At 68.6% G+C, this 19,400-nt stretch carries 11 protein-coding genes; 7 read left to right on the forward strand and 4 right to left on the reverse strand.

Going from position 1 to position 19,400, the window contains the following annotated elements:
* Positions 1 to 20: 20 nt before the first annotated feature.
* The 4 genes from JYK02_RS10770 to JYK02_RS10785 all read left to right on the forward strand — a co-directional run bounded on the left by JYK02_RS10770 (position 21) and on the right by JYK02_RS10785 (position 5,842).
* Positions 21 to 1,418 carry a hypothetical protein gene (locus JYK02_RS10770; RefSeq protein ID WP_207050835.1) on the forward strand — a complete coding sequence of 466 codons (1,398 nt, stop codon included), beginning with the start codon at positions 21 to 23 and terminating at the stop codon, positions 1,416 to 1,418.
* A 43-nt stretch (positions 1,419 to 1,461) separates the two neighbouring features.
* Entirely contained in the window at positions 1,462 to 2,100 is a 639-nt protein-coding gene (locus tag JYK02_RS10775) for a glutathione S-transferase family protein (protein ID WP_207050836.1), read from the forward strand.
* 101 nt (positions 2,101 to 2,201) lie between these two features.
* Positions 2,202 to 4,613, forward strand: coding sequence for an AAA family ATPase (locus JYK02_RS10780; protein WP_207050837.1), 2,412 nt, complete (start codon positions 2,202 to 2,204; stop codon positions 4,611 to 4,613).
* Between the two features lie 2 nt (positions 4,614 to 4,615).
* On the forward strand, positions 4,616 to 5,842 hold the full coding sequence (locus JYK02_RS10785; protein WP_207050838.1) for a hypothetical protein: 1,227 nt from the start codon (positions 4,616 to 4,618) through the stop codon (positions 5,840 to 5,842).
* A 28-nt stretch (positions 5,843 to 5,870) separates the two neighbouring features.
* Here JYK02_RS10785 and JYK02_RS10790 read toward each other — a convergent pair whose 3' ends face one another.
* Positions 5,871 to 6,503 carry a glutathione S-transferase family protein gene (locus JYK02_RS10790; RefSeq protein ID WP_207050839.1) on the reverse strand — a complete coding sequence of 211 codons (633 nt, stop codon included), beginning with the start codon at positions 6,501 to 6,503 and terminating at the stop codon, positions 5,871 to 5,873.
* Positions 6,504 to 7,146: 643 nt separating this feature from the next.
* Between JYK02_RS10790 and JYK02_RS10795 the strand changes: the two genes are divergently transcribed.
* Positions 7,147 to 7,923, forward strand: coding sequence for a hypothetical protein (locus JYK02_RS10795; RefSeq protein ID WP_207050840.1), 777 nt, complete (start codon positions 7,147 to 7,149; stop codon positions 7,921 to 7,923).
* Between the two features lie 63 nt (positions 7,924 to 7,986).
* Entirely contained in the window at positions 7,987 to 8,505 is a 519-nt protein-coding gene (locus tag JYK02_RS10800; protein WP_207050841.1) for a hypothetical protein, read from the forward strand.
* A gap of 375 nt (positions 8,506 to 8,880) precedes the next feature.
* On the opposite strand, the gene JYK02_RS40380 is transcribed toward JYK02_RS10800, so the two are convergent.
* Complete coding sequence (locus tag JYK02_RS40380; protein ID WP_207050842.1) at positions 8,881 to 12,246, reverse strand: CHAT domain-containing tetratricopeptide repeat protein; 3,366 nt, start codon at positions 12,244 to 12,246, stop codon at positions 8,881 to 8,883.
* A gap of 138 nt (positions 12,247 to 12,384) precedes the next feature.
* Between JYK02_RS40380 and dnaG the strand changes: the two genes are divergently transcribed.
* Positions 12,385 to 14,136 carry a DNA primase gene (gene dnaG / locus JYK02_RS10810; RefSeq protein ID WP_207050843.1) on the forward strand — a complete coding sequence of 584 codons (1,752 nt, stop codon included), beginning with the start codon at positions 12,385 to 12,387 and terminating at the stop codon, positions 14,134 to 14,136.
* A 10-nt stretch (positions 14,137 to 14,146) separates the two neighbouring features.
* On the opposite strand, the gene JYK02_RS10815 is transcribed toward dnaG, so the two are convergent.
* Both JYK02_RS10815 and JYK02_RS10820 read right to left on the reverse strand, forming a co-directional pair.
* Entirely contained in the window at positions 14,147 to 15,805 is a 1,659-nt protein-coding gene (locus JYK02_RS10815) for an LVIVD repeat-containing protein (protein ID WP_242588643.1), read from the reverse strand.
* 87 nt (positions 15,806 to 15,892) lie between these two features.
* On the reverse strand, positions 15,893 to 19,288 hold the full coding sequence (locus tag JYK02_RS10820; protein ID WP_207050845.1) for a hypothetical protein: 3,396 nt from the start codon (positions 19,286 to 19,288) through the stop codon (positions 15,893 to 15,895).
* Between the last annotated feature and the right edge of the window lie 112 nt (positions 19,289 to 19,400).

The raw sequence follows: 19,400 nt of genomic DNA on the forward strand, positions 1-19,400 counted from the left end.
GGGATGAAGGGAATCACGCAATGCGCTCGACCTGGCTCGTGGGATGGATGGCTTTGTTCTTCGTGGTGGGCTGTGCAGGCCACAGGAGCCTGGAGACGCCGGACCACGAGGCCATCTACGACGCGCCGCTCGAAGAGATGTGGCCGTCGGTGCGCGAGTACTTCAAGGCCGCGAACCTGAGCTACCGCGAGGACAAGGACAGCCGCGTGCTGGAGACCGAGTGGAAGGAGGAATTCGGTGGCTCGAAGATCTCGGGCTACTGGCACCGATACATGGTCATCGGCAAGCGGGAGACTCCCACGACGAGCAAGCTGTGGGTCATCCGCATCACCAAGACCGTGAACAAGGCCCTCATCCAGCCCGGCAGGCAGATCGACTGGGGCGTGCGCCGCGACCTGTTCGGACCGCCCCCTGACGGCATCCCCCTGAGCGCGGAAGACGACGAGGATCGGCTCAGTTTCCCGCGCGGGGAGAATGCCTTCTACGTGGACTCCGCCCAGGGCACGCGCGACATGAACATGGAGTGGAAGGTCTTCCGCGGCGTCGCGCCCCGGCTGGCGAAGAAGCAGGAAGCAGCGCCTGCGCAGCAGGTGGCCAGGGCGCCCGAAGCGAAGGACGCACCGGCCTTCACCGAGTGCGGCCAGGCCATCATCGGCCTGAAGAAGCAGGTGCAGCCGGGCGGAGTGATGCTGCTGGGCGAGCTGCACGGCACGCAGGAAGTGCCGCGCTTCATCGCGCAGTCCGTCTGCCAGATCGTCACGTCGGGCATACCGGTGTCCGTGGGACTGGAGCTGCCCGTGGAGAACGAGGAGCGCGTGGAGCACTTCCTCCAGAGCCATGGCGAGGATGCGGACTGGCTCAAGCTGATGGAGGCCCCCTTCTGGCGCAGCCCCTATCCGGACGGCCGTAGCAGCGAAGCGGTGGCGAACATGCTGGAGCAACTGCGCCAGCTGCGAGCGCAGGGCCTGGACGTGTCGGTGTTCGTCTACGACCACCCGAAGCTCACGGGTCAGAAGCGAGAGGACGCGCTCGCGGCCACGGTGCTCTCGCACGTGAAGGCGGAGCCCGCGCGCTATCACCTGGTGGTGAGCGGCAACATCCACTCGCGCACCGCACGGGGCCTGCCCTGGGACAAGGACTACCAGCCGATGGGCCGCGTCCTGAAGACGCAGCTCAAGGACGTGGTGACGCTGGACATGGCCTACGACAGCGGCTCGGCGTGGATCTGCGCGGCGGACCCGGTGGGCAACAAGCTGGACTGCGGCGTGAAGGCGACGAAGGGCCATGACAACGGCGACCGCTTCTTCGTGCACCTCTGGGATTCGGCCAACGCGGAAGGCTACCAGGGGGTGTTCTACGTGGGGCGCGTGAGCGCGTCGGAGCCGGCCATCCAGAAAGGCCTGGGCCGGGTGCGGTGACGAGGCCTGCACCGTCCATCCGCGCACGACGTAGGATGCGCGCATGATCAAGGTCTACGGCTTCTCCCGAGTGAACAAGATGGCCCACGGCAAGACCCGCGACCTGCGCGTGCTATGGGCGCTGGAGGAGATGGGTCTGCCGTACGAAATCGTGGGGATGGATCATCCCGAGCACGACCTCGATACGCCGGCGTATCGCGCGCTCAATCCCTTCGGACAGATTCCGGCGATCGACGACGACGGCGTGGTCGTCACCGAGTCTGGCGCGATCCTGCTCTACCTCGCGCGCAAGAGCGGCAAGCTGATGCCGCATGACCTCGCCGGCGAAGCGCAGGTGCTGCGCTGGTGCGTCGCGGCGCTGAACACGATTGAAGTTCCCATCCTGACCGCGTGGTTCGTCGACCTGTACGGCGGCAAGGGCACCCAGGCGAGCGAGGCGCTTCACCAGTGGGGGGACATGCGCCTGAAGCAGCTCGACGGCTGGCTCGCGGGCAGGGAGTTCATCGCGACCCACGAGTTCACCGTCGCGGACCTCTTGATGACGCATGTCCTGGGCGCCGGCATCGACGAGAGTGTCGTCAAGGACCATCCCAACGTGCTCGCCTTCCAGAAGCGCTGCATCGCGCGCCCTGCCTGGAAGAAGGCGTTCGACGCCTACGTCGACCGCGTCGAACCGGCCTGAGCGCGGGGCGCCGCAGACTCAGCGTGCGCCCCATCTTCGCCCCCTCCCTCTTCTAGGGGATTGCGTCAGGCATGGCGACGGCGCTGTAGTCCGGCCCCTTCATGACGGTTCGAAAAGACGCCAACCGCCTCGCGCTGCGCACGGCACGCAGTATCGTCGACGCGGCAGCGGATCTGCGGTTCGAAGTCGAGGGCAATGCCATCGACATCCAGATCGAGCGCCTGCCCCCTCCGCCCTTCCCAACGCTGAGTGCAGAGGGGCAAGAGGTGCTGGATGCGTCCACCGACGGCCCCTGGCCGGGCGCGGTCCAGGTCAAGTGCTCCTGGAAGGAAGGTTCGCGAACGCTCCTCGTCCAGGCGGACTACTCACGGCCCGCCAACGAGCATCACCACTATGTCGCGATCCGGGTCAGTCTCATGGAGCGGACAAGGGACCTTGTCTGGCTCAACCTGTGCAGCCGATTCCTCGAAGCGGAGGACGGCGAGGAGCTTGCCTTCGTCGCGAGCGCCACCATCTACAAGCGCAAGGAATACGTTGAAAAGGGAGACCACGCGGCCCTGAAGGCGGTGGTGAGCAGGTCCGGACTCCCATTGCTCTCCAGAGCCCGTGTGGAGGTATTCCGCTCCGAGGTGCCCACCGCGGAGGTGCGTCCCAGCCCGGCTGAAGCCTTCCGGCGGCTTGTCCACCTCGCGCTGCTCAAGCTCCCCTTCCTGATGCGCATGGACGATGACGCTTCGGAGGGAAATATGCCGTTTCGAATCCCTGACTCGGCAGCTGATGACAGCGAAGCGGCGGACGAAGCTCCACCCACCGATAAGTTCGCGGGCCTCTTCCCGCTCCCGGGCGGTGTTCGCCAATACAAGGCGACCCTCGACGAACTGCTGGAATGGCTCGCCGTCCAGCCACGTAGCGTGAAGGAGTTCGAGCGCAATCTTCTGGAGCGCTATGAGGTGTCGGGCGAATCCGCTCGGGTGGGCTACCGGCGGCTGCTGACGAACCTGCGCTTCGCGACTGAGCTCGGAGGAAAGCTCGACCTCACCAGCAGGGGCGAGGAATACCGCGCTTCGGGTGATGCGCTGCTCCTCTTCGACCGGCTCCATGAGGCCTACCAGGGTATGCTGGCGACCCTTGTCATCGTGGAGTTTGGCTGGGGCACCCGGACGGACGAGGTGCAGTGGCAGCTCGAAAGGCTGCTCGATGTGTATTGGAAGTCCTCGAACCAGACGAATTTCCGACGGAATTGGCTGCTTTCGCTCGGGCTCACAGACCGCACACCCAACGGTGACGTGATCACCGCTCGGGGCAGAGAGGCGCTGAAGCGGCATTCCGATGAAGCCGCCCAGCTCAACGCCCAGCTCTCGGACATTCATGAGGAGGCGGCGGAAAAGGATCTAACGGACCGAGAAATGGTGGGAATGGAACCTGACGCAGAGGCGCCATCCCGCCGACGCAAGGTGCGGCAAGAGCCGCTGGCGGAGGACGTCCCGCAGTCCGCCTCCAGTCCCAAGGCTGACGTCGTCGCGCCGGCGGGTTGGCTCGCGGACCGGCTGGACCTCGCGACGGCCCTCGTACAGCCGCACATCGGCGCCCTGGAGCTTCCACCTGGGGTGCTGGACCGCGTCTGCGCGGCGCTCTCCTCCGGAAAGCATCTGCTGCTCGTAGGCCCGCCCGGGACGGGCAAGACGGAGCTGGCACACGCGCTGGCCAGGGCCGCCAGTTCGGAGGGCTATTGCCACGGCATCTTCGAAGCCACCGCCTCCGCGGACTGGACGACCTACGAGACCATCGGTGGTTATGCGCTGGAGCGTGATCAGTCCCTGCGCTTCCGTCCGGGGGCATTCCTCCGCGCGGTCGAGAGCTGGCAGTGGCTGCTCGTGGATGAATTGAACCGCGCTGACGTGGACAAGGCCTTTGGCGAGCTGATGACCGTGCTCTCGGGCAAGGGAACCGATACTCCGTTCGAGTTGGAGGGAGGGCGTCGCGTGTCCATCGGCTTCGACAGCGACCGCTCACACCGGGTCTCCCGCACGTTCCGCGTCATCGCGACGATGAATACCTGGGACAAGACCTCGCTCTTCCGCCTCTCGTACGCGGTGCAGCGTCGCTTCGCCATCGTCCACCTGGGCCTCCCCGAGGATGCGGCGTACGCCCGGCTCGTCTCCCACGCGGCACTCGGTCCGGGGCCTGACTCGCCCCTGGACGAGGCCGCGGTGCGCCGGCTCACGCGGCTGTTCCAGCGCAAAGGGTTGCTCGAGCACCGCGACATCGGGCCCGCTGTAGCACTCGACATCGTCCGCTACATGCGCCGGCGCTCGGCTTCAGGTGACGCGCTCGCGGAAGCGCTGGGGATGTTCCTCCTTCCCCAGCTCGAAGGACTCGACGTGGAGCGAGCACGCAAGGTGGACGTGCTCTTCCGCGAGGCGCTCACGGGCTGGACATCGGATGCGGCACTCATGGAGCTGCGTGAGCGTTGCGCGGACCTCTGGCCTCCCGACTACCTCGGCGAGGACTGAACATGGGGACGGCGTGGGAGGAGTTCCTCCGGGGGCACTTCCCTGGCTACCTGCTGCCCGAGTCGCAGCGGCAGCGCATTGATGCGGCCGACGCCGCGCGTTTCCTGGAGCGGCTGACGGGCAGGCCTCAGCAGCTCCGCCTCCTGCTTACCGCGAGCTTGCTGGCGGCCAACATGGACGCGCTGCGAGAGCTGGCGCTGGAGCAGCTTCCCCAGCTCATCCGGACCCTCACGGCCCGCACCGAGGTGCACCCGAGGCTTTGGGAGGGTGGCTATCAAGGGCGCCTGGATGTGCGCGCGACCCTGGCCCGCCACCTCGCTGGCGAACCAACACGCTTCGTCACGCGTGCCCGGCGTCGACGCTTCGACCTTCCGGAACAGGTGCTCGTGCGCGCCACCGTGAAGCGACTCATCGACGTCCTCGCCGAGCTGCGCGCGGCCAGGATTACAGAGTCCTACGGTTGGAGCGCGGACGCGAGCGACTGTGAGGCCCGACTCCGCCACCTGCTGGAGTCCACCGTCCTGCGAGAAGTGCCTCAGGAGCGTCCCGGCGCGTTCCATCTGCGTGCCGCGGAGCTGGCCCGCCACCCCTGTTATGGGCTCGCCCGGTGGTGGCACCTGCAGTTGGAGCAGCTGAGAACAGAAGACCCTGTGCGGCTGGCGCGCATCCTCTCCGAGGGCGCGCTCAGCCCGATGAACGACTACACGCGCTTCGAGCTCGCCGTGGCCATCCGGCTCCTCCAGTGTCTGGAGGCACGGCTGGAGGTGCGTCAGCCCGGGCGCTGGACGTTGCAACGAACGCTCGTGATGCATGGCAGGACGGAACTCGCCGTCCTCGTGCGCGACGATGGCGCCCGGGTGCGGCTCTTCTACAACCAGGCGGTCCTGGGACCGGGAGCGGTGGAAGCGGGCTCGCGTCACTATCTCGGCCACAACGGACGGATGCGACCCGACCTCACGCTGAAGGTGTCACTGCCCGGCGGGAAGGAGCGCGGTGCCGTCGTGGAGATCAAGCACTCGGCGGAGCCGGGCACCCTGCTGGCCGGCTTCCATGAGGCGAACCTCTATCGACTCGAGTATGCGACGTGGATGAGCGGATGGCCGCAGGCCGTGCTGGTCGCGTCCGGCACCGTGGCCGGAGTTCCACGACGAGAGGATGACGTCATTGCCGTCGACTGGGCACGCTGGGTCCCGGACGACGTGGTCGATGGATTCCTCGACGGCCTCTGAGGTTTCGGGGGCTCTCCCCTCCAGCCTCTCAGGCCCACTCCGTCAGGCCCTCGCGCTGGTACAGGGTCGCGAACGAGGGCCGGGCCTTCAATTGGGTGGCGACCTCGGCCAGGTGCGGCCATGCCGTGGCGGGCTTCGGCATGTTGCGGGACCAGCGCATCAGCATGACGAGGTAGAAGTCCGCGACGCTGAGCGTCTTCCCCAGCAGGAACGGGCCATTCGCGGCGAGGTGCGCATCCAGCACCTGCCACGCGCGGTCGATGCGGCCCGCGACGGTGGCGCGCACGGCCTCGGCATGGGCCTCTCCCGCGGGCTCGTGGGGGTACCACCACTGACGGAACAGCGGCTGCACCATGTTCGCCAGGTGGAACATCCACTGGTGGTAGTCCATGCGCGCCGTGCTTCCCGGCGCGGGAGCCAGGCCCACCTCCGGATGGCGATCCGCGAGGGACATCACCAGGGCCGCGGCCTCGAAGTGCGGCTTGCCGTCAATCAGCAGCGTCGGCACGACGCCATTCGGGTTGAGCGCCAGGTACTCGGGGCGCTTCTGCTGGCCGGCGCCGGTGTCGACGCGTTCCAGGGTGTGCGGCTGGCCAAGTTCGATCAGGACCCAGTGCACCAGCATGCTGGCGGCACCCGGCGAATAGTAGAGCGTGTACATGGGGGCTCCGTGCAAACGGGTTATGAGGTGCGGCATCGCTATCAGGGATGCAGGTCCTGGAGGAACTCTTCCTCCTGTCTTCCAGCACACGCCAGGAGAGGCTCCCGCAGGCGCCAGCCATACCGTCATTACGACGCGACGGTCTTGGGGCCGCCCCGCATCTCGAAGACCTGGCCGCACCCTTGGCGTGCGACGACTCGCGCCACGAGACCGAGGGTAGGATGCATGATGCCCTGTAAGCGGGCTGGTGAAGAGGGGCCGCTCAGCGCTGCTGTGGAGGGTACCGCGCGGGCTGTGCGCTGGGCTTGCGACACAGGCCATGCCGCTGCGTGGGGCATATGCCGGCCCCTGCAGCCCCCCAGGCGGCAGGCCGCAGCCGCGCGGGCCTCCAACCCGTTTGCGCAGCAGATGTGGCGTGCTCGCGACATGGCCCCCGCGACACAAGGGATGCGGCCACCCTCTGTAGAACGCTCCGAACGGGGCTCGCGGCTGCGAACAGAGAACCAGTGCATCGCCTCTTTGCAAGAGTTCCCGAGCCCCATTGGCCTACCCACAACCACATCACCACCCTACCCCAGAAGAAGCATGTCAGACCATCTCGTTAGGTTGTTTAGCGCTCGTACGCACATCAAGGGAGCCGACGATGGGAGACTTGACGAATGCTGCATCAGGGGAAGGACGAGGGATTGGAGGGCTATCGCGTAGCCAGTTCGCGGCGCGAGTAGCAAAACATAAAGAAGCGTTGCTTGCTGCTATGGGCTACCTGGGCCACCAGCACGTTACCGAATACGAACGGCAGACCTTAGCCGAACTGGAGAAGCAGACCCTCTTGATAGCGCGCTGCTTCGTCGACACCTGGCCAAAGAAAGAGAAGCCTCATCCCATCGACGTTGTCGCGATGGCAGTGCTGAAGTGCGGAAAGATAGATGCATCCCTGATTCGCCATATCTTTGGAGGATTTTCTTTAGAGTGTGACTTGACGGCCCCAGTGGCCGCACAACTCCGGAAAGAAGGACTTCAAGTTGCCCGGGAGGTCGTGGTGCATGATAGCCGTGCAGACCTTATTGGTTTTGGCCGGCTTTTTATCGAGCGCAGCATAATTGCCGTTGAACTGAAGAACGCACCAGAGGAGTGCACACGTCTTGCTGGCCAAGTGGCAGATTATCGGCGTGCCACTGATTCCGTTCGCGTGATCATGTCTCCGGAATGCCTTGCGCGCATTTCGCTCGTTCGCGGGGAGCTGACTGAGCCTTCCGCCTACGCACAGTACATCACAAAGACGGGTGCTGAGCTCTGGACACTGGACTCAACTACGGGCGACTTCGAGCGGATCACTGGGACCGCACCGAGCGCGTATGTGTCCAAGGACTACGAATCACTCTGGACGCAACTAAACCGGACAACTGCTGCTGCCGCGTAGCTCCATCACACAAGGAAGACCTGAAGTGACCCAACCACACAACCAACACAAAGGACATACACAATGATTGACCTGGAGAGCGGAAACAAATGGGATAAGCGATTAAGGCCGATTGGGGAGACCTCTTGGGAAAAGGAGCCGTTCTCTGCTTGGTGGAGCAGGCACTCAACCGAGTTTGCACACCTGGACCCGCAAGCATTGGAGCAATGGGTGCACCGACACTGGCACTACTCCCCTTTTTGTCGGTTGCCACTACATCGGCTTCGTTCAAAGAAGGAACTCTGGTCGACAGAAAGAATCTTGAGTGACGTCTTCAACGACAACAGCAGAGAGCCCGAACATGATTTCAAGGTGCTGGCCAATGCGCCCACTGGAAAGGCAATGCTCGCGACTGGGACTTGGGACTATCCGATGCTCATTTTGAGCACTCCGAAGGGATTCAAAGACCGTCGCGGCAATCATCCAGGCGCTCGATTCCGACTGATCGAAGGACATCTCAGATTCAGATTCCTGAACGCGCTATTTCACAGAAAAGAGGGGCGACCTCTGCATGAAGTTATTATTCTTGAAATCAACCAATAGGCATAATGCTGCTCGGCCACGAGCGTGACGGTCGACGAGGCGTCGATCAAGCATTGGCGAGAATAGGACGCATGGGGCCCTGCAGGCGGTCTGGTGACGAAGGGCCCCCTCAGGCCAAATGCGGGGGTGACGCGCGGGTTGTGTGCCGGGCCGGGACACAGGCCGTGCCGATGATTGGGGCAATCGTCGGCACAGGCGGCAGGCCGCAGGGGCGTGGGCATCCAAGTCCCGTTGAGGGCTTGGCGCTTAACACCCGCGCGCTGGACGGCCCCTGCACTGCGGCCACCTTCGCGGCACGGCCGACCTCCCCTCGCACGGAGCCCGTCCGTTCTTGAGATGGGAACCCGCCAGGAGCGCGACCGCGCGGCTCTCCCCTCACAGGGCCGGGTCGAACGGCGCCACTCCGGCCGTCCGTTCCGGTATTCGCGCCACGTCGTCACCGGTGAGTCCCTGGAGGGGCGCATCCCGGCCCACGACGATGAAGGGGGCCCAGTAGTAGGGATGGGGCCGTTGCTCACGGAGTGCGCGCATGGCCTCACGCAGCGCCTCGCCCCGTCCCCGTCCCTCCAGCAGGTGGCGATAGTAGAGCCCCATCAGCCTGCTCGTCGTCCCGTCCTCCACCTTCCACAAGCTCGTCACCACCGTCTCCGCGCCCGCCACCAGGAAGGCCCGGCCCAGCCCGTACACGCCCTGCCCCAGCTGCACATCTCCCCGGCCCGTGTCGCAGGCGGACAGGACGACCAACTGTGTGCCCCACAGGTCCAACCCCGCCAGCTCCAGCGCCGTCACCAGCGCGCCGTCGGGCCTGACGCGCTCCGGGTCTCGCGTTCCGGCGAAGACGAGGCCGGAGCGCAGCAGGGGCTCCGTGGGGAGCGGCGGCGCCTCACCCAGCGCGCCGAAGTGGATGACCGCACGCGAGGCGACCGCGCCGGCTGTGTCCCCCAGGAAGAAGCCGTGCGTGGCCAGATGGAGGATGCCGGGCGTGGGCAGGTGCAACAGCCGCTCCCGGGTGGCCTCGGGCCCCAGGAAGAGCTGGGCCTGGGGCAGGAGGCGCTGGATGGCCTCCGCCTCCTCGCGTGTCCCTGGCAAGGGCGCGGAGGGCGCCGCGGAGGGAGCGCCGAAGTCCGGGTTGGCCAGGACGACCACGGAGCCCGGAGGGGTGCGCTCCTGGGGACGTGGCAGCAGGTCCTTGCCCGAGGAGAGAGAGGTGAAGTCGAAGGCGTCCACGAGGAAGCGCTCGCCGTCGTGAAGGGCCGCGAAGGGCACCAGCGCCAGCGGGCCCTCCGGTGAGAGGAAGAGTCGGCGCTTCTCCCCCAGCAGCGGCAGCAGGGGCTGGAAGATGCGCTGGTGGAGCGCCTGTGCCGGGGCTTCGATGTCGGCGTCGCGGCGGGCCAGGGCGTCGCGGAAGCGCAACGCCTCCGCGTCGATGGGCCCGGCAGGCCCCAGGTCCACGGCCCGGGTCGTCGCGTCGGGATGGAGCACGAGCGCCAGGTAGTGCAGGCGCGGGGAACCCGGGGACACGAGCCCCGCCACCCGGGGCCGGTCGTCGTAGGCGATGAACTCGACGAGCGCGCCGTCACCGGGCAGGGCCCTGGCGACACGGTCGACCACTTCGTCGGGCGACGGAAGCGCGGTCATCGCGCGCAGGGGCGCGGAGCGGCGGGCCAGGTCGGCCTCCAGGGCATCGCCCTGCTCGGAGAGCGCCGCGAGCCGCCGCGGATAGTCCCGGGGCGACAGCGTGCCGGGCCCCTGGAGGGACAGGTGGGCCAACTGGGCGCGCAGGGCCCCCAGCCGCGCGAAGGTGGCGCGGTCCTCCTCCGCCAGGCCCTGGTAGACGGTCCGGGAGATGCTGGCGGTCTCCTCGATGGAGCGGCCCTTGCGCAGCAGGGCGGCGCTGAGCGCCAGGCGCCTGACGCGGGCGTCCCCGGGATGGGCGCGCAGCAGCGCGTAGAGCCGCTCCTCGTCCGTGCGCAGCACCTGGAGGAAGTGGATCCGGTGCGACTCGGAGAAGCCCAGGGACTCCTGACGCAGACGCTGCTCGGACAGCGCGAAGGCGTGGGTGAAGAGCGGCAAGGCCTCCTCGAGCCGATGCTGGGCCTGCCGGACCTCGGCGAGTCCATTGAGGAGGCTGACGACGCGCGGAGAGTCCTTGCCGAACGTCGCCTCCAGGAGGCCCCGTGCGCGCGCGTAACGCGCCGCCGCCCGCGCGTACCGCCCCTGAATCGCGTCAAGGCGGGCAAGCTCCTCGAGCGGAAAGGCCACGGACACGTCCTCCCGGCCCAGGGCGGCCTCCTGGATGGACAGGGCCCGCTCCTGGAGCCGCGTGGCACTGCGGTACCGCCCCTGGGCGGCATGGAGCCCGGCCAGGTTGCTGAGCGCCAGGGCGACGCTGGGATGGTGCGCGCCGCAGGTCCTCTCCAGGATGGCCAGCCCCCTCTGGAAGAGCGGCTCCGCGCCGGAGTAGTCCCCCTGCGCCACGTGCAGGTTGGCCAGGGGGATGAGCGCGTGGGTGAGATAGGCGTGGTCCTTGCCCAGGGCCGTCTCCCAGATGGCCAGGGCGCGCTCGAAGAGGGGCTGGGCCCGCGCATACGCCCCCTGTTCCATGGAGAGGGCGCCCAGGTGGGTGAGCGAGTCCGCGACGCGGTCATGCGCCGCGCCGAGGGTGGCTTCCCGGAGGGCCAGCGCGCGCTGGTGGAGCGGCTCGGCCTGCCCGAGCAGTCCCCGGATCTGGTCGTTGCGGCCGAGCTGGAAGAGCGACTCGGCGACCAGCGGGTGGCGCTCTCCGAGGGTGGCTTCCCGGAGGGCCAGGGCGCGCTCAAGGAGGGGTTGGGCCTGCTCGTACAGCCCCTGGCTCGCATACAGCGCCGCGAGCCGGTTGAGCACGTCGACGACATCCACCGGGTCCTGTTCGAGGGCCGTCTCCCAGAGGCGCCGGGCACGCGCGAACAGCGGCGCGGCGCGCGCATGCCGTCCCTGCTGCCGGTGGACGACGGCCAGCCAGTAGAGCGGCTCGGCCACCAGGGGATGGTGCTCGCCGAGGGTGGCTTCGCGGAGGGCCAACGCGCGCAGGTAGAGCGGCTCGGCCCGGCGGTAGAGCATCTGCTGGTGGTAGAGGCCGGCGAGGTCGCCCAGGGTCTCCGCCACGTCCAGCGGGGCCCTGCCCGGGATGGCTTCCTGGAGGGCCAGGGCGCGCAGGTAGAGTGGCTCGGCGCGGGTGTAGTGGTCCTGGGCCAGGTAGAGGTTGGCGAGCCGGTGGAGCGGCTCGGCGACGTCCGGGTGGTGCTTGCCCAGGGCGGCTTCGCGGAGGGCCAGGGCGCGCAGCAGGAGCGGCTCGGCCCGCGCGAACAGCTCCTGGGCCGCGTAGACCCTGGCCAGGAGGATGAGCGTCCGCGCGACGTCCGTGGGGGGCGTGCCTGGCGTGGCTTCGCGGAGGGCCAGCGCGCGCAGCAGGAGCGGCTCGGCCCGGGCCAGGTCCCCCCGGAGCAGGAGCCAGTGCCCCAGGCGGTCCAGGCCCCTGGCGACCTCGGAAGGAGGACTTCCGCGCACGGACTCCCACAGCGCCAGCCCCTGCTCCCCCCGGGTGATGGCGTCCGCGTAGCGGCCCGCGTCCCAGAGGGTGTCCGCCTCGTCCGAGGCCACCCGCGCCTGGTGAAGCCGCGCATCGGGTAGCGCTTCGCCGGCCGCGGCGCCTTCCGCCCAGCACACCAGCACCACCAGCATTCCCACGAGACCACGCCGCATGCCGGCTCCCAGGGCCTTCCCCACTCCGAACCGGGGTTCCACGAAACGAAGGAGCCGGCGAGCCGGGGAGTCATGCACGGACCCGGGCGCCCAGGCTCCCCTGCCCTTCCGGGATAGAGTGTCCCTCCGGAACGGCTCATGGCATCGCGGCGCATCTCTCCCCAGACCCTCGAGGAACTGCGCCACCGGGTGGACCTGCCCGGCCTCGTCTCACGTCACGTGGCGCTCACTCCGAGCGGGAAGGAGTTTCGCGGCCGGTGCCCCTTCCACGAGGAGCGCACCCCGTCCTTCTTCGTCGTCCCGGAGAAGGGCTTCTTCTTCTGTCACGGGTGCCGCGCGCGCGGAGACGCGGTGGACTTCCTCCGGCGCATGCTCGGGCTCTCCTTCGGGGACGCCGTGCGCCAGCTGGCACGGGAGGTGGGACTCCCGGTGTCCGAAGCCGAGGACGCGGCGGCGGACTCCAGCCAGCGCCTGCGCGACGTGACGAGGTTGGCCCAGGAACACTTCCAGGCCCTGCTCTGGAGCCCGGAAGGCGCATTGGCGAGGGCCTATCTGGAGGCGCGGGGCGTCACGGAGGAGACGGCGCGCGCGTTCGGGTTGGGCTGGGCTCCAGACGCCTGGGACCGGCTCACGGAGCGCATCGCACGCGCGGGGCTGCGCGAGGCGGGACTCGAGACGGGACTCGTGCGGCCGCGCAAGAAGGGCGCGGGCTGCTACGACTTCTTCCGGGGCCGGCTGATGTTGCCGCTGCGCTCGCCGGACGGACGTCCCGTGGGCTTCGGGGGGCGGCTCATGCCCGGTGGCGCCGGGGGAGCGAAGTACCTCAACTCGAAGGACAGCCCGCTCTACCACAAGGCGGACACGCTGTTCGGGATGGACCTCGCGCGGGCGGAGATCCGTAAGCTGCATCGCGCGGTGCTGGTGGAGGGCTACTTCGACTGCGTGCTCCTGCATCAGGTGGGAGTGCGCCATGCCGTGGCGCTCTGTTCCACGCACCTGACGCCGGGCCACCTCCAGGTGCTCGCGAGAGCGGAGGCCCGTGAGCTGGTGCTGCTGCTGGACGGGGACTCGGCGGGGCTCGCCGCGGTGGAGCGGCTGTCCGGGCCGCTGCTCGCCGCCGGAGTGGCCACCCATGTGGCCCTGCTGCCCCACGGAGAGGACCCGGACACGTTCGCGCTGCGGGAGGGCGGAGCCGGCGTGTCGCGTCTGCTGGAGGACGCCCGTCCGCTCACGCGCCACCTCTTCACCACCGTGCTGCCCGAGGGGCGAGAAGCCAGCTTCGAGGCGAAGATGCTCGCGCTGGGACGGCTGCGTGATGTCATGGCGAAGATCCCCCCGGGCCTCATGCGCACGGCCTTCCTCGACGCGCTGTCCGCGCACGTGGGCCTGCCCTCCGCGGAGCTGGAGGGCGTGCTGACCGGGACACCCGCCGCGCCGGTGGCGCAGGCCCCTTCCCCGCCGCCAACGAGTGTCACGCAAGCCGAGCGCGGCGTGGATGCGCTGGAGGCCCGCGCGGTGGCCTGTGTGCTGCGCAATCCCAGCGTGCGGGAACACGACGTCTTCGGGGCGTTGGATCATCTCCAGGAGGCAGGACTGCGAATGGCGCTGGGCACCGCGACCACCGGAGGGCTCGCGGCCACGGGAGCGGTGGCGCGAGCCCTCGCGGGCGCGACGAGGACCCTGCCCAAGGAGGAGGACGCCCTGGTGACGGACTTCCGCGTCACCTGCTGCGAGCTGTCTCTGCGAAGGCTGAACGCGGAGCTGGCGAACCTGAATGGACTCACTCGCGAGCTCCGCCCCAGTGGCGCGAACCTCGCGCGACTCTCCCAGCGCTCGGAGCTGCTGGCCTTGAGGCACCGGGTGCTCCAGGTGCTCCAGGACCTTCGCTGAGACGCCAGGCTCACTCCTCCTTGAGGATGAGCAGGCCCCGGTGCGTGTCCACCACGTAGATGAACCCGTCCCCGGGCACGCGGATGCCAATGGCGTTCGAGAAGAACTCGGAGCCCGTCCGGGTCGGAGGGGTGTCCCGGTACGTGTTGAAGTACGCCACCTCGCGCGGCCGGGGCGGCACGGACACGTCCAGCACGCGCACTCCCTCCTGGTAGTACGCGATGTAGAGCTTCGTGCCCACCAGCACCATGTTGTGGATGGAGTACTCGGGGCGCAGCGCGTATTGCCCAATCAGCCGCATGTTCGCGGGGTCGGTGACGTCCAGCACGCGCAGGTGCGCGTTCACCTGCTCGCCGCCCTCGAACGCGATGGTGCGTCCCGCGAAGGTGCCCACTGCGTTCGCGTGGCTGAACGCGTCGCCGTAGGCGTAGCGCCCCAGCTCCCGGACGCGCGCCGGGTCGCTCACGTCGAAGGCGATGTATCCCTCGGTGGTGTGGTTGACGTAGAGGTTGTCGCCATACGCGAAGGCGTCGTGCACGCCCCCGAAGCTCTCGTCCGGAATCGAGATGCGCTCCAGCAGTTGCGGCGAAAGCGCCGAGCTCACGTCGAACATGAGCGTCTGGCTGGAGGACGAGGGCGCCATGCCGTAGAGCCGGTCTCCGCGCACGTGCACGGTGTGCACGTTGAGGGCGCCGCCGGGCAAAGCGCGCACGTACTGCGGATCCGCCGGGTTCGTGATGTCGTAGACGATGACCCCGGAGTTGGCGCTGGCGATGTAGAGCGCGTCGTCCTTCGCCCAGGCGCCATTCCAGTAGGTGTCCCCCTCCAGTTGGATCCGCTTCTTGAGCACCGGGTGGGCGGGGTCCTTCACATCGTAGACGGCCAGGCCTCCGCTCCCGGTGCTGTCGCCAATGGCGACCACGTACGCGTGTCCCTTCGTGACGTAGATGTCCACCGGGAAGGTCAGTGGGACGGCGGACTCGGAGACGAGCTTCAGGCCCGAGGCCTCCCCCTCGCCCCGCCTCCATCCATGGCGCAGCGCCGTGAAGCTGCCCTTGTTGATCACCCGCCCCTCGGAGGTGCACTGCACGTAGCAACCGTTGACGCGGTCCGTCTCCGGTCGCGTGCAGCCGGCGAAGGTGAGGTGCCGATAGACGGGGGTGGGCAACCTCCGCAGGAACCGGGTCCCGAAAAAGAACTCCCCGTCCCCCACGTCCTGGAAGAGCAGCGGGTTGCCATCGCTCGTGCCCACGCCCCCATCCGAAGGCAGCCGCAGCGTGAAGCCGAGTTGATAGGGATTGGTGGAGGGCAGATAGCGCACCTCGTACGTGCCCGAAGCCCCCAGGTCGTCGAGCGCCCCGGATGGGCACATGGACCGGTCGAACAGGGCCAGGTCCGAGCACGAAGCGGGGGTCGTGCCTGTCTCTGGCATGAAGGTGCAGTCCGCGTACGGCGCTTGCTCCACCACGTCCCCCGGATCCACCAGCGTCTCCGCGCCGCCGTCCCAGACTTCCCCCGCGTCGGGAACACCCGAGTCGGGAGGCCCCGCGTCGGGAGTGCCGCTGTCCACCGGAGGCGGCGGCGTCCCGGCGTCATTGCCTGAGGAGGAAGAACAGCCACCCAGAAACAGGGAGGCGGTGAGCAACAGCCAACGGGAGGGATGGGTCATGGAATGGAAATCCATAACCAATCGGCGTCTGGATTTACCAGCCCCCCCCGGAAAGCACTTGCCCCAGGCAACCATCGGTTGAATCAGCTAGGGAGCAGGCGGTGGGGCGTAGAGGATTTCTCCCGTCTGGCTCATGACCATCGTGACGCGGTCCCAGGACACGGGATTGAAGAGGATGACCTCGGGGGCGGTCTGCGGCTCCCGCAGGTACCACTGCTCCCGCGTCAGGCTGGCACGCCCCATGGTCCCGTCCGTGAACGTGTGTGCCTTCACCTGAAGCACGTCCGTCGAAGCGGGCTGCATGAAGATGTACACGAGCGCCGGGTTCTCCGTGTCACTGCGCCGGGCCTGACCGAGGAGCACGTCGCCCAGCAGTGTGTTGGACCGGTTGCGCGTGACGAGCCAGTCCGGCTGGTCATGCGAGCTCACGGTCCAGCTGGCCATGAGCATGTCCGGGTCATTCGCCGGCGTCAGGCCCTCGACGTCCGTGGGGAGCTGACCGTCCACGAACGCGTCCGGAGGTGCGATGGGGCCATAGGGCTGCAAGCCTTTGCCGGCGATCAGCTCCTCGTATTTGGTTGCAGGGGTGAGGTGGACGTAGAAGTCCGTGACGGCGCCGTCACTGCCCTGGAAGTAGAAGGCGCCCGTCGTCTTGTCCACCAGCACCGAGCCCCCTTCCACGGCCTGGAAGACGCGCAGGTTCTCGGGATCGAGCCCCTCGAGCCCCGCGGCGGCGAGTGAGCCCTCCTTGATCTTCGCCGGCATGACGGAATACGTGCTGGCGAGGAACGTCTGGGGCACCTCCATCATGCCTTGCGAGCCATCGTAGATGTACCGCGTGCCATTCGGGGCTGTGTAGACGGGACGCCCGCCCAGCCCCGTCTCCAGCCGCACCGTCTTGGGATCCACCCCGACGCGGGTGAGTTCCCTGCTCTCGTAAAGGGCGAGCCTGGGCGGCGGAGGCGGCGTCGCCGTCGTCGTCGTGAGGGCCATGCTCGTGGTCCGGGCGCTGTCCACCGTGCTGGGGCGCTGCATCCACTGGACGTAGTCCTGGGCGACTTCCGGGGGCACCTTCGTCGCGTCTCCTCCCGCCGCGGCGACCGCGGTCCGGTAGGCGTCCTCCGGGGACACGCCCTGGCCCAGGTGGTAGCGCTGATACAACGTCAACGCCTGCGGCGTGTAGAGCCGCTCGGCGCGGACCACCTGGTTGAGCGCGCGCTCCGCGTCGGTCAGGGTCTCCGGGGCCGTCACCGCGCGGTTGGCGATGTCCGCGACCTCTTCGAACGTGTAGCCGCCAGACTGGAGCTGCCGCAGCGCGGTCAGCGTCGCGTCCGTCACCTCGGCTCCGTCGTCCAGCCGGCTCGCCAGCCGCAGGCCCAGCGGCGACGCGAGCAACTGCTCCAGCGAGCCGAGCATCTGCGCCGCCTCCGTGGCGGCCTTCGCGCCGCGCATCACGCGCACCGCCTGCGCGATGTCCGCCCCGTCCATCACGATGCCGAACAGGTTGAGCCCCTGCTCCAGCAGGTACTGGAACGCGCTGGGGTCCTCCACGCCGGAGAGCGCTCCGAACCGCGCCAGCCGCTGCGCATCCACGAAGCGCTCATGGGTGCGGAACATGCCGTAGCCGCCGGCCAGCATCGACGTGCCCGCCATCGACGCGATGAGCAGCGGCGCCGCCGCTCCGCCCGTGGCCGCCGTGAGGATGGTCGCCCCCAGTCCCGCCACCGCGCCCGTCAGCCCGATGGCCAGGTCCTGGCGCGCCTGGGTCTGCTGCTTCTCCGCATACGTGTCGAAGAGCCCGCCCGTGAAGATAAGCGCGCGGCCCAACGGACCGGGCTGCCCGTTGGCGCCACCCGCCTCGCCCGGTGACGTGAGCCGCGAGGCCAGGGCCTCGAAGGCGCGGCTCGCGGACGGCAGGAGGTCCATCGCGGTGGGCGGCGGCACGGCCTTCGCGAGGTTGCGCTGCAACGTCACCACGTCCGCCAGTGCCCCCTGGAGCAGCGCTCCGTACCCCTGGGTGAGGCCCGCGGTGGTCCCCGCGAAGCCCGGCTGCGAGGTGATCCGCTGGAGCATCGCGGCGCCGGACGCGGTGCTCGCTTCCGGGGCGAAGGTGGTCGAGCCCAGCTGCACGGACGGGCTGAGCTGTCCGTTGGACACCGTGAAGCGCGCGGTCATGCCGGGCGCGAGGTCCTGGACCAGCCTCGCCGGGTCCACCACGCCCAGGAGCGGGTTCTGCTGGTAGAGCGCCGACACACGCGCGGAGGCCTGGTCCTGGTACGCCTGGAACGTGAGGCCGGAGGCGCGCAGCTCCCCGGCCGTGCTCAACGCCTGCGAGAGGCGCTGGCCCGCTTCCGTGGAGCCGAACGCGGGGGCCGGGCTGACGGCGCCGCGTCCCGAGTACTGGCTCATCGCATCCACGACGGCCTGACGCTGGGAGACAGGGAGGGCCAGCAGCGCTTCGGCCGACACGGGCAGGCCGGTGATGGCGCCATTCGTCAGGCGCGACAGCTGGGGCCCCAGCGCCGCGGGCTGGCCCGTCATGCCGGCGGGCGCGGCCTTCCAGTCCCGCTCCACTCCCTGGCACTGCGTATTGAGCGCCTGCATCTCCGTGGTCAGCGTCAGGAACGGGTCCGGCTGCTGGAGGATGCCCATCAACGCCTGGAGCTCCGCGGCGGCCACCGCCAGCGCGCCCCACTGCTCCGGGGTGGCGTTGGGCAACTGCAGCGCCGCGCGGTTGAGGTCCGAGCGCTGCGAGGCGAGCTGCGCCTCCGCGAACTCGCGCACGTAGGTGTCGAAGCCCTTCTCCGAAGGGGCGTTCACGTAGGCCGCCATCGCCACCAGCGCCTCGGACTGCGCCTGCACGGCCTGCGACTCCAGCACCGCCTGTCCTGCCTGCGCGCGCTGGGGACCCGGAGGCAACAGCGCCTGGGCCTGCGCCATCACGCCCGCGAGCGCTCCCGCCTCCACCGCCAGCGCGGCGGCCGGCGCGCCGGCCAGGTCCGAGGGCACGTTGGAGAGCGTCCCCGAGGACTCGGCCAGCGCCTGCTGGCCGGTGGTGATGAGGAAGGCGAGGACCTGGGGGTTCGGCGGCTTGCGGGCCAGCTCCAGCTTCAACTCCTCCCGCACGGAGGTCATCGGCTGCGTCAGGCCCTGGCTCAATGGATCCGTCGCGCCGGGAGCACGCGTCGTGGGCAGCATGCGCGCGAGCTGCTGGAGCGCCTGCGCGCCCCCCATGAGCAGGGAGCCCACGCTGAAGCCCGGGGTGGTGCCCGCGCGCGCGTCCTGCTGGGGCGCCGCCGTCCGGGTGGCCGTGTTGACGAAGGTGCTCACCGTGCTCACGACCTGCTGGAGCGCGAGCAGGCCCTTGTCGACCGGGGGCGTGACGACGGGTGGAGGTGGGGGCGGCGCGGCCTGCGTCGCAGCCGGCTGCGGTTTGATGACAACAGGCGGCGGTGGCGTGTTGCCACGGATTGGACCAGCCATGCGTGTTCCCCCTTGCGTGCGCCCGGAAGGTCCGGGCGCGCTCAACACATGCCGATGTTCCGGCATCCCCTCGGAGGAATACATCAGGTGTCGACAGGAAAAAAAGGCCCGG

This window comes from Corallococcus macrosporus, from assembly GCF_017302985.1.
In the GTDB taxonomy this organism is placed as follows: Bacteria; Myxococcota; Myxococcia; order Myxococcales; family Myxococcaceae; genus Corallococcus; species Corallococcus macrosporus_A.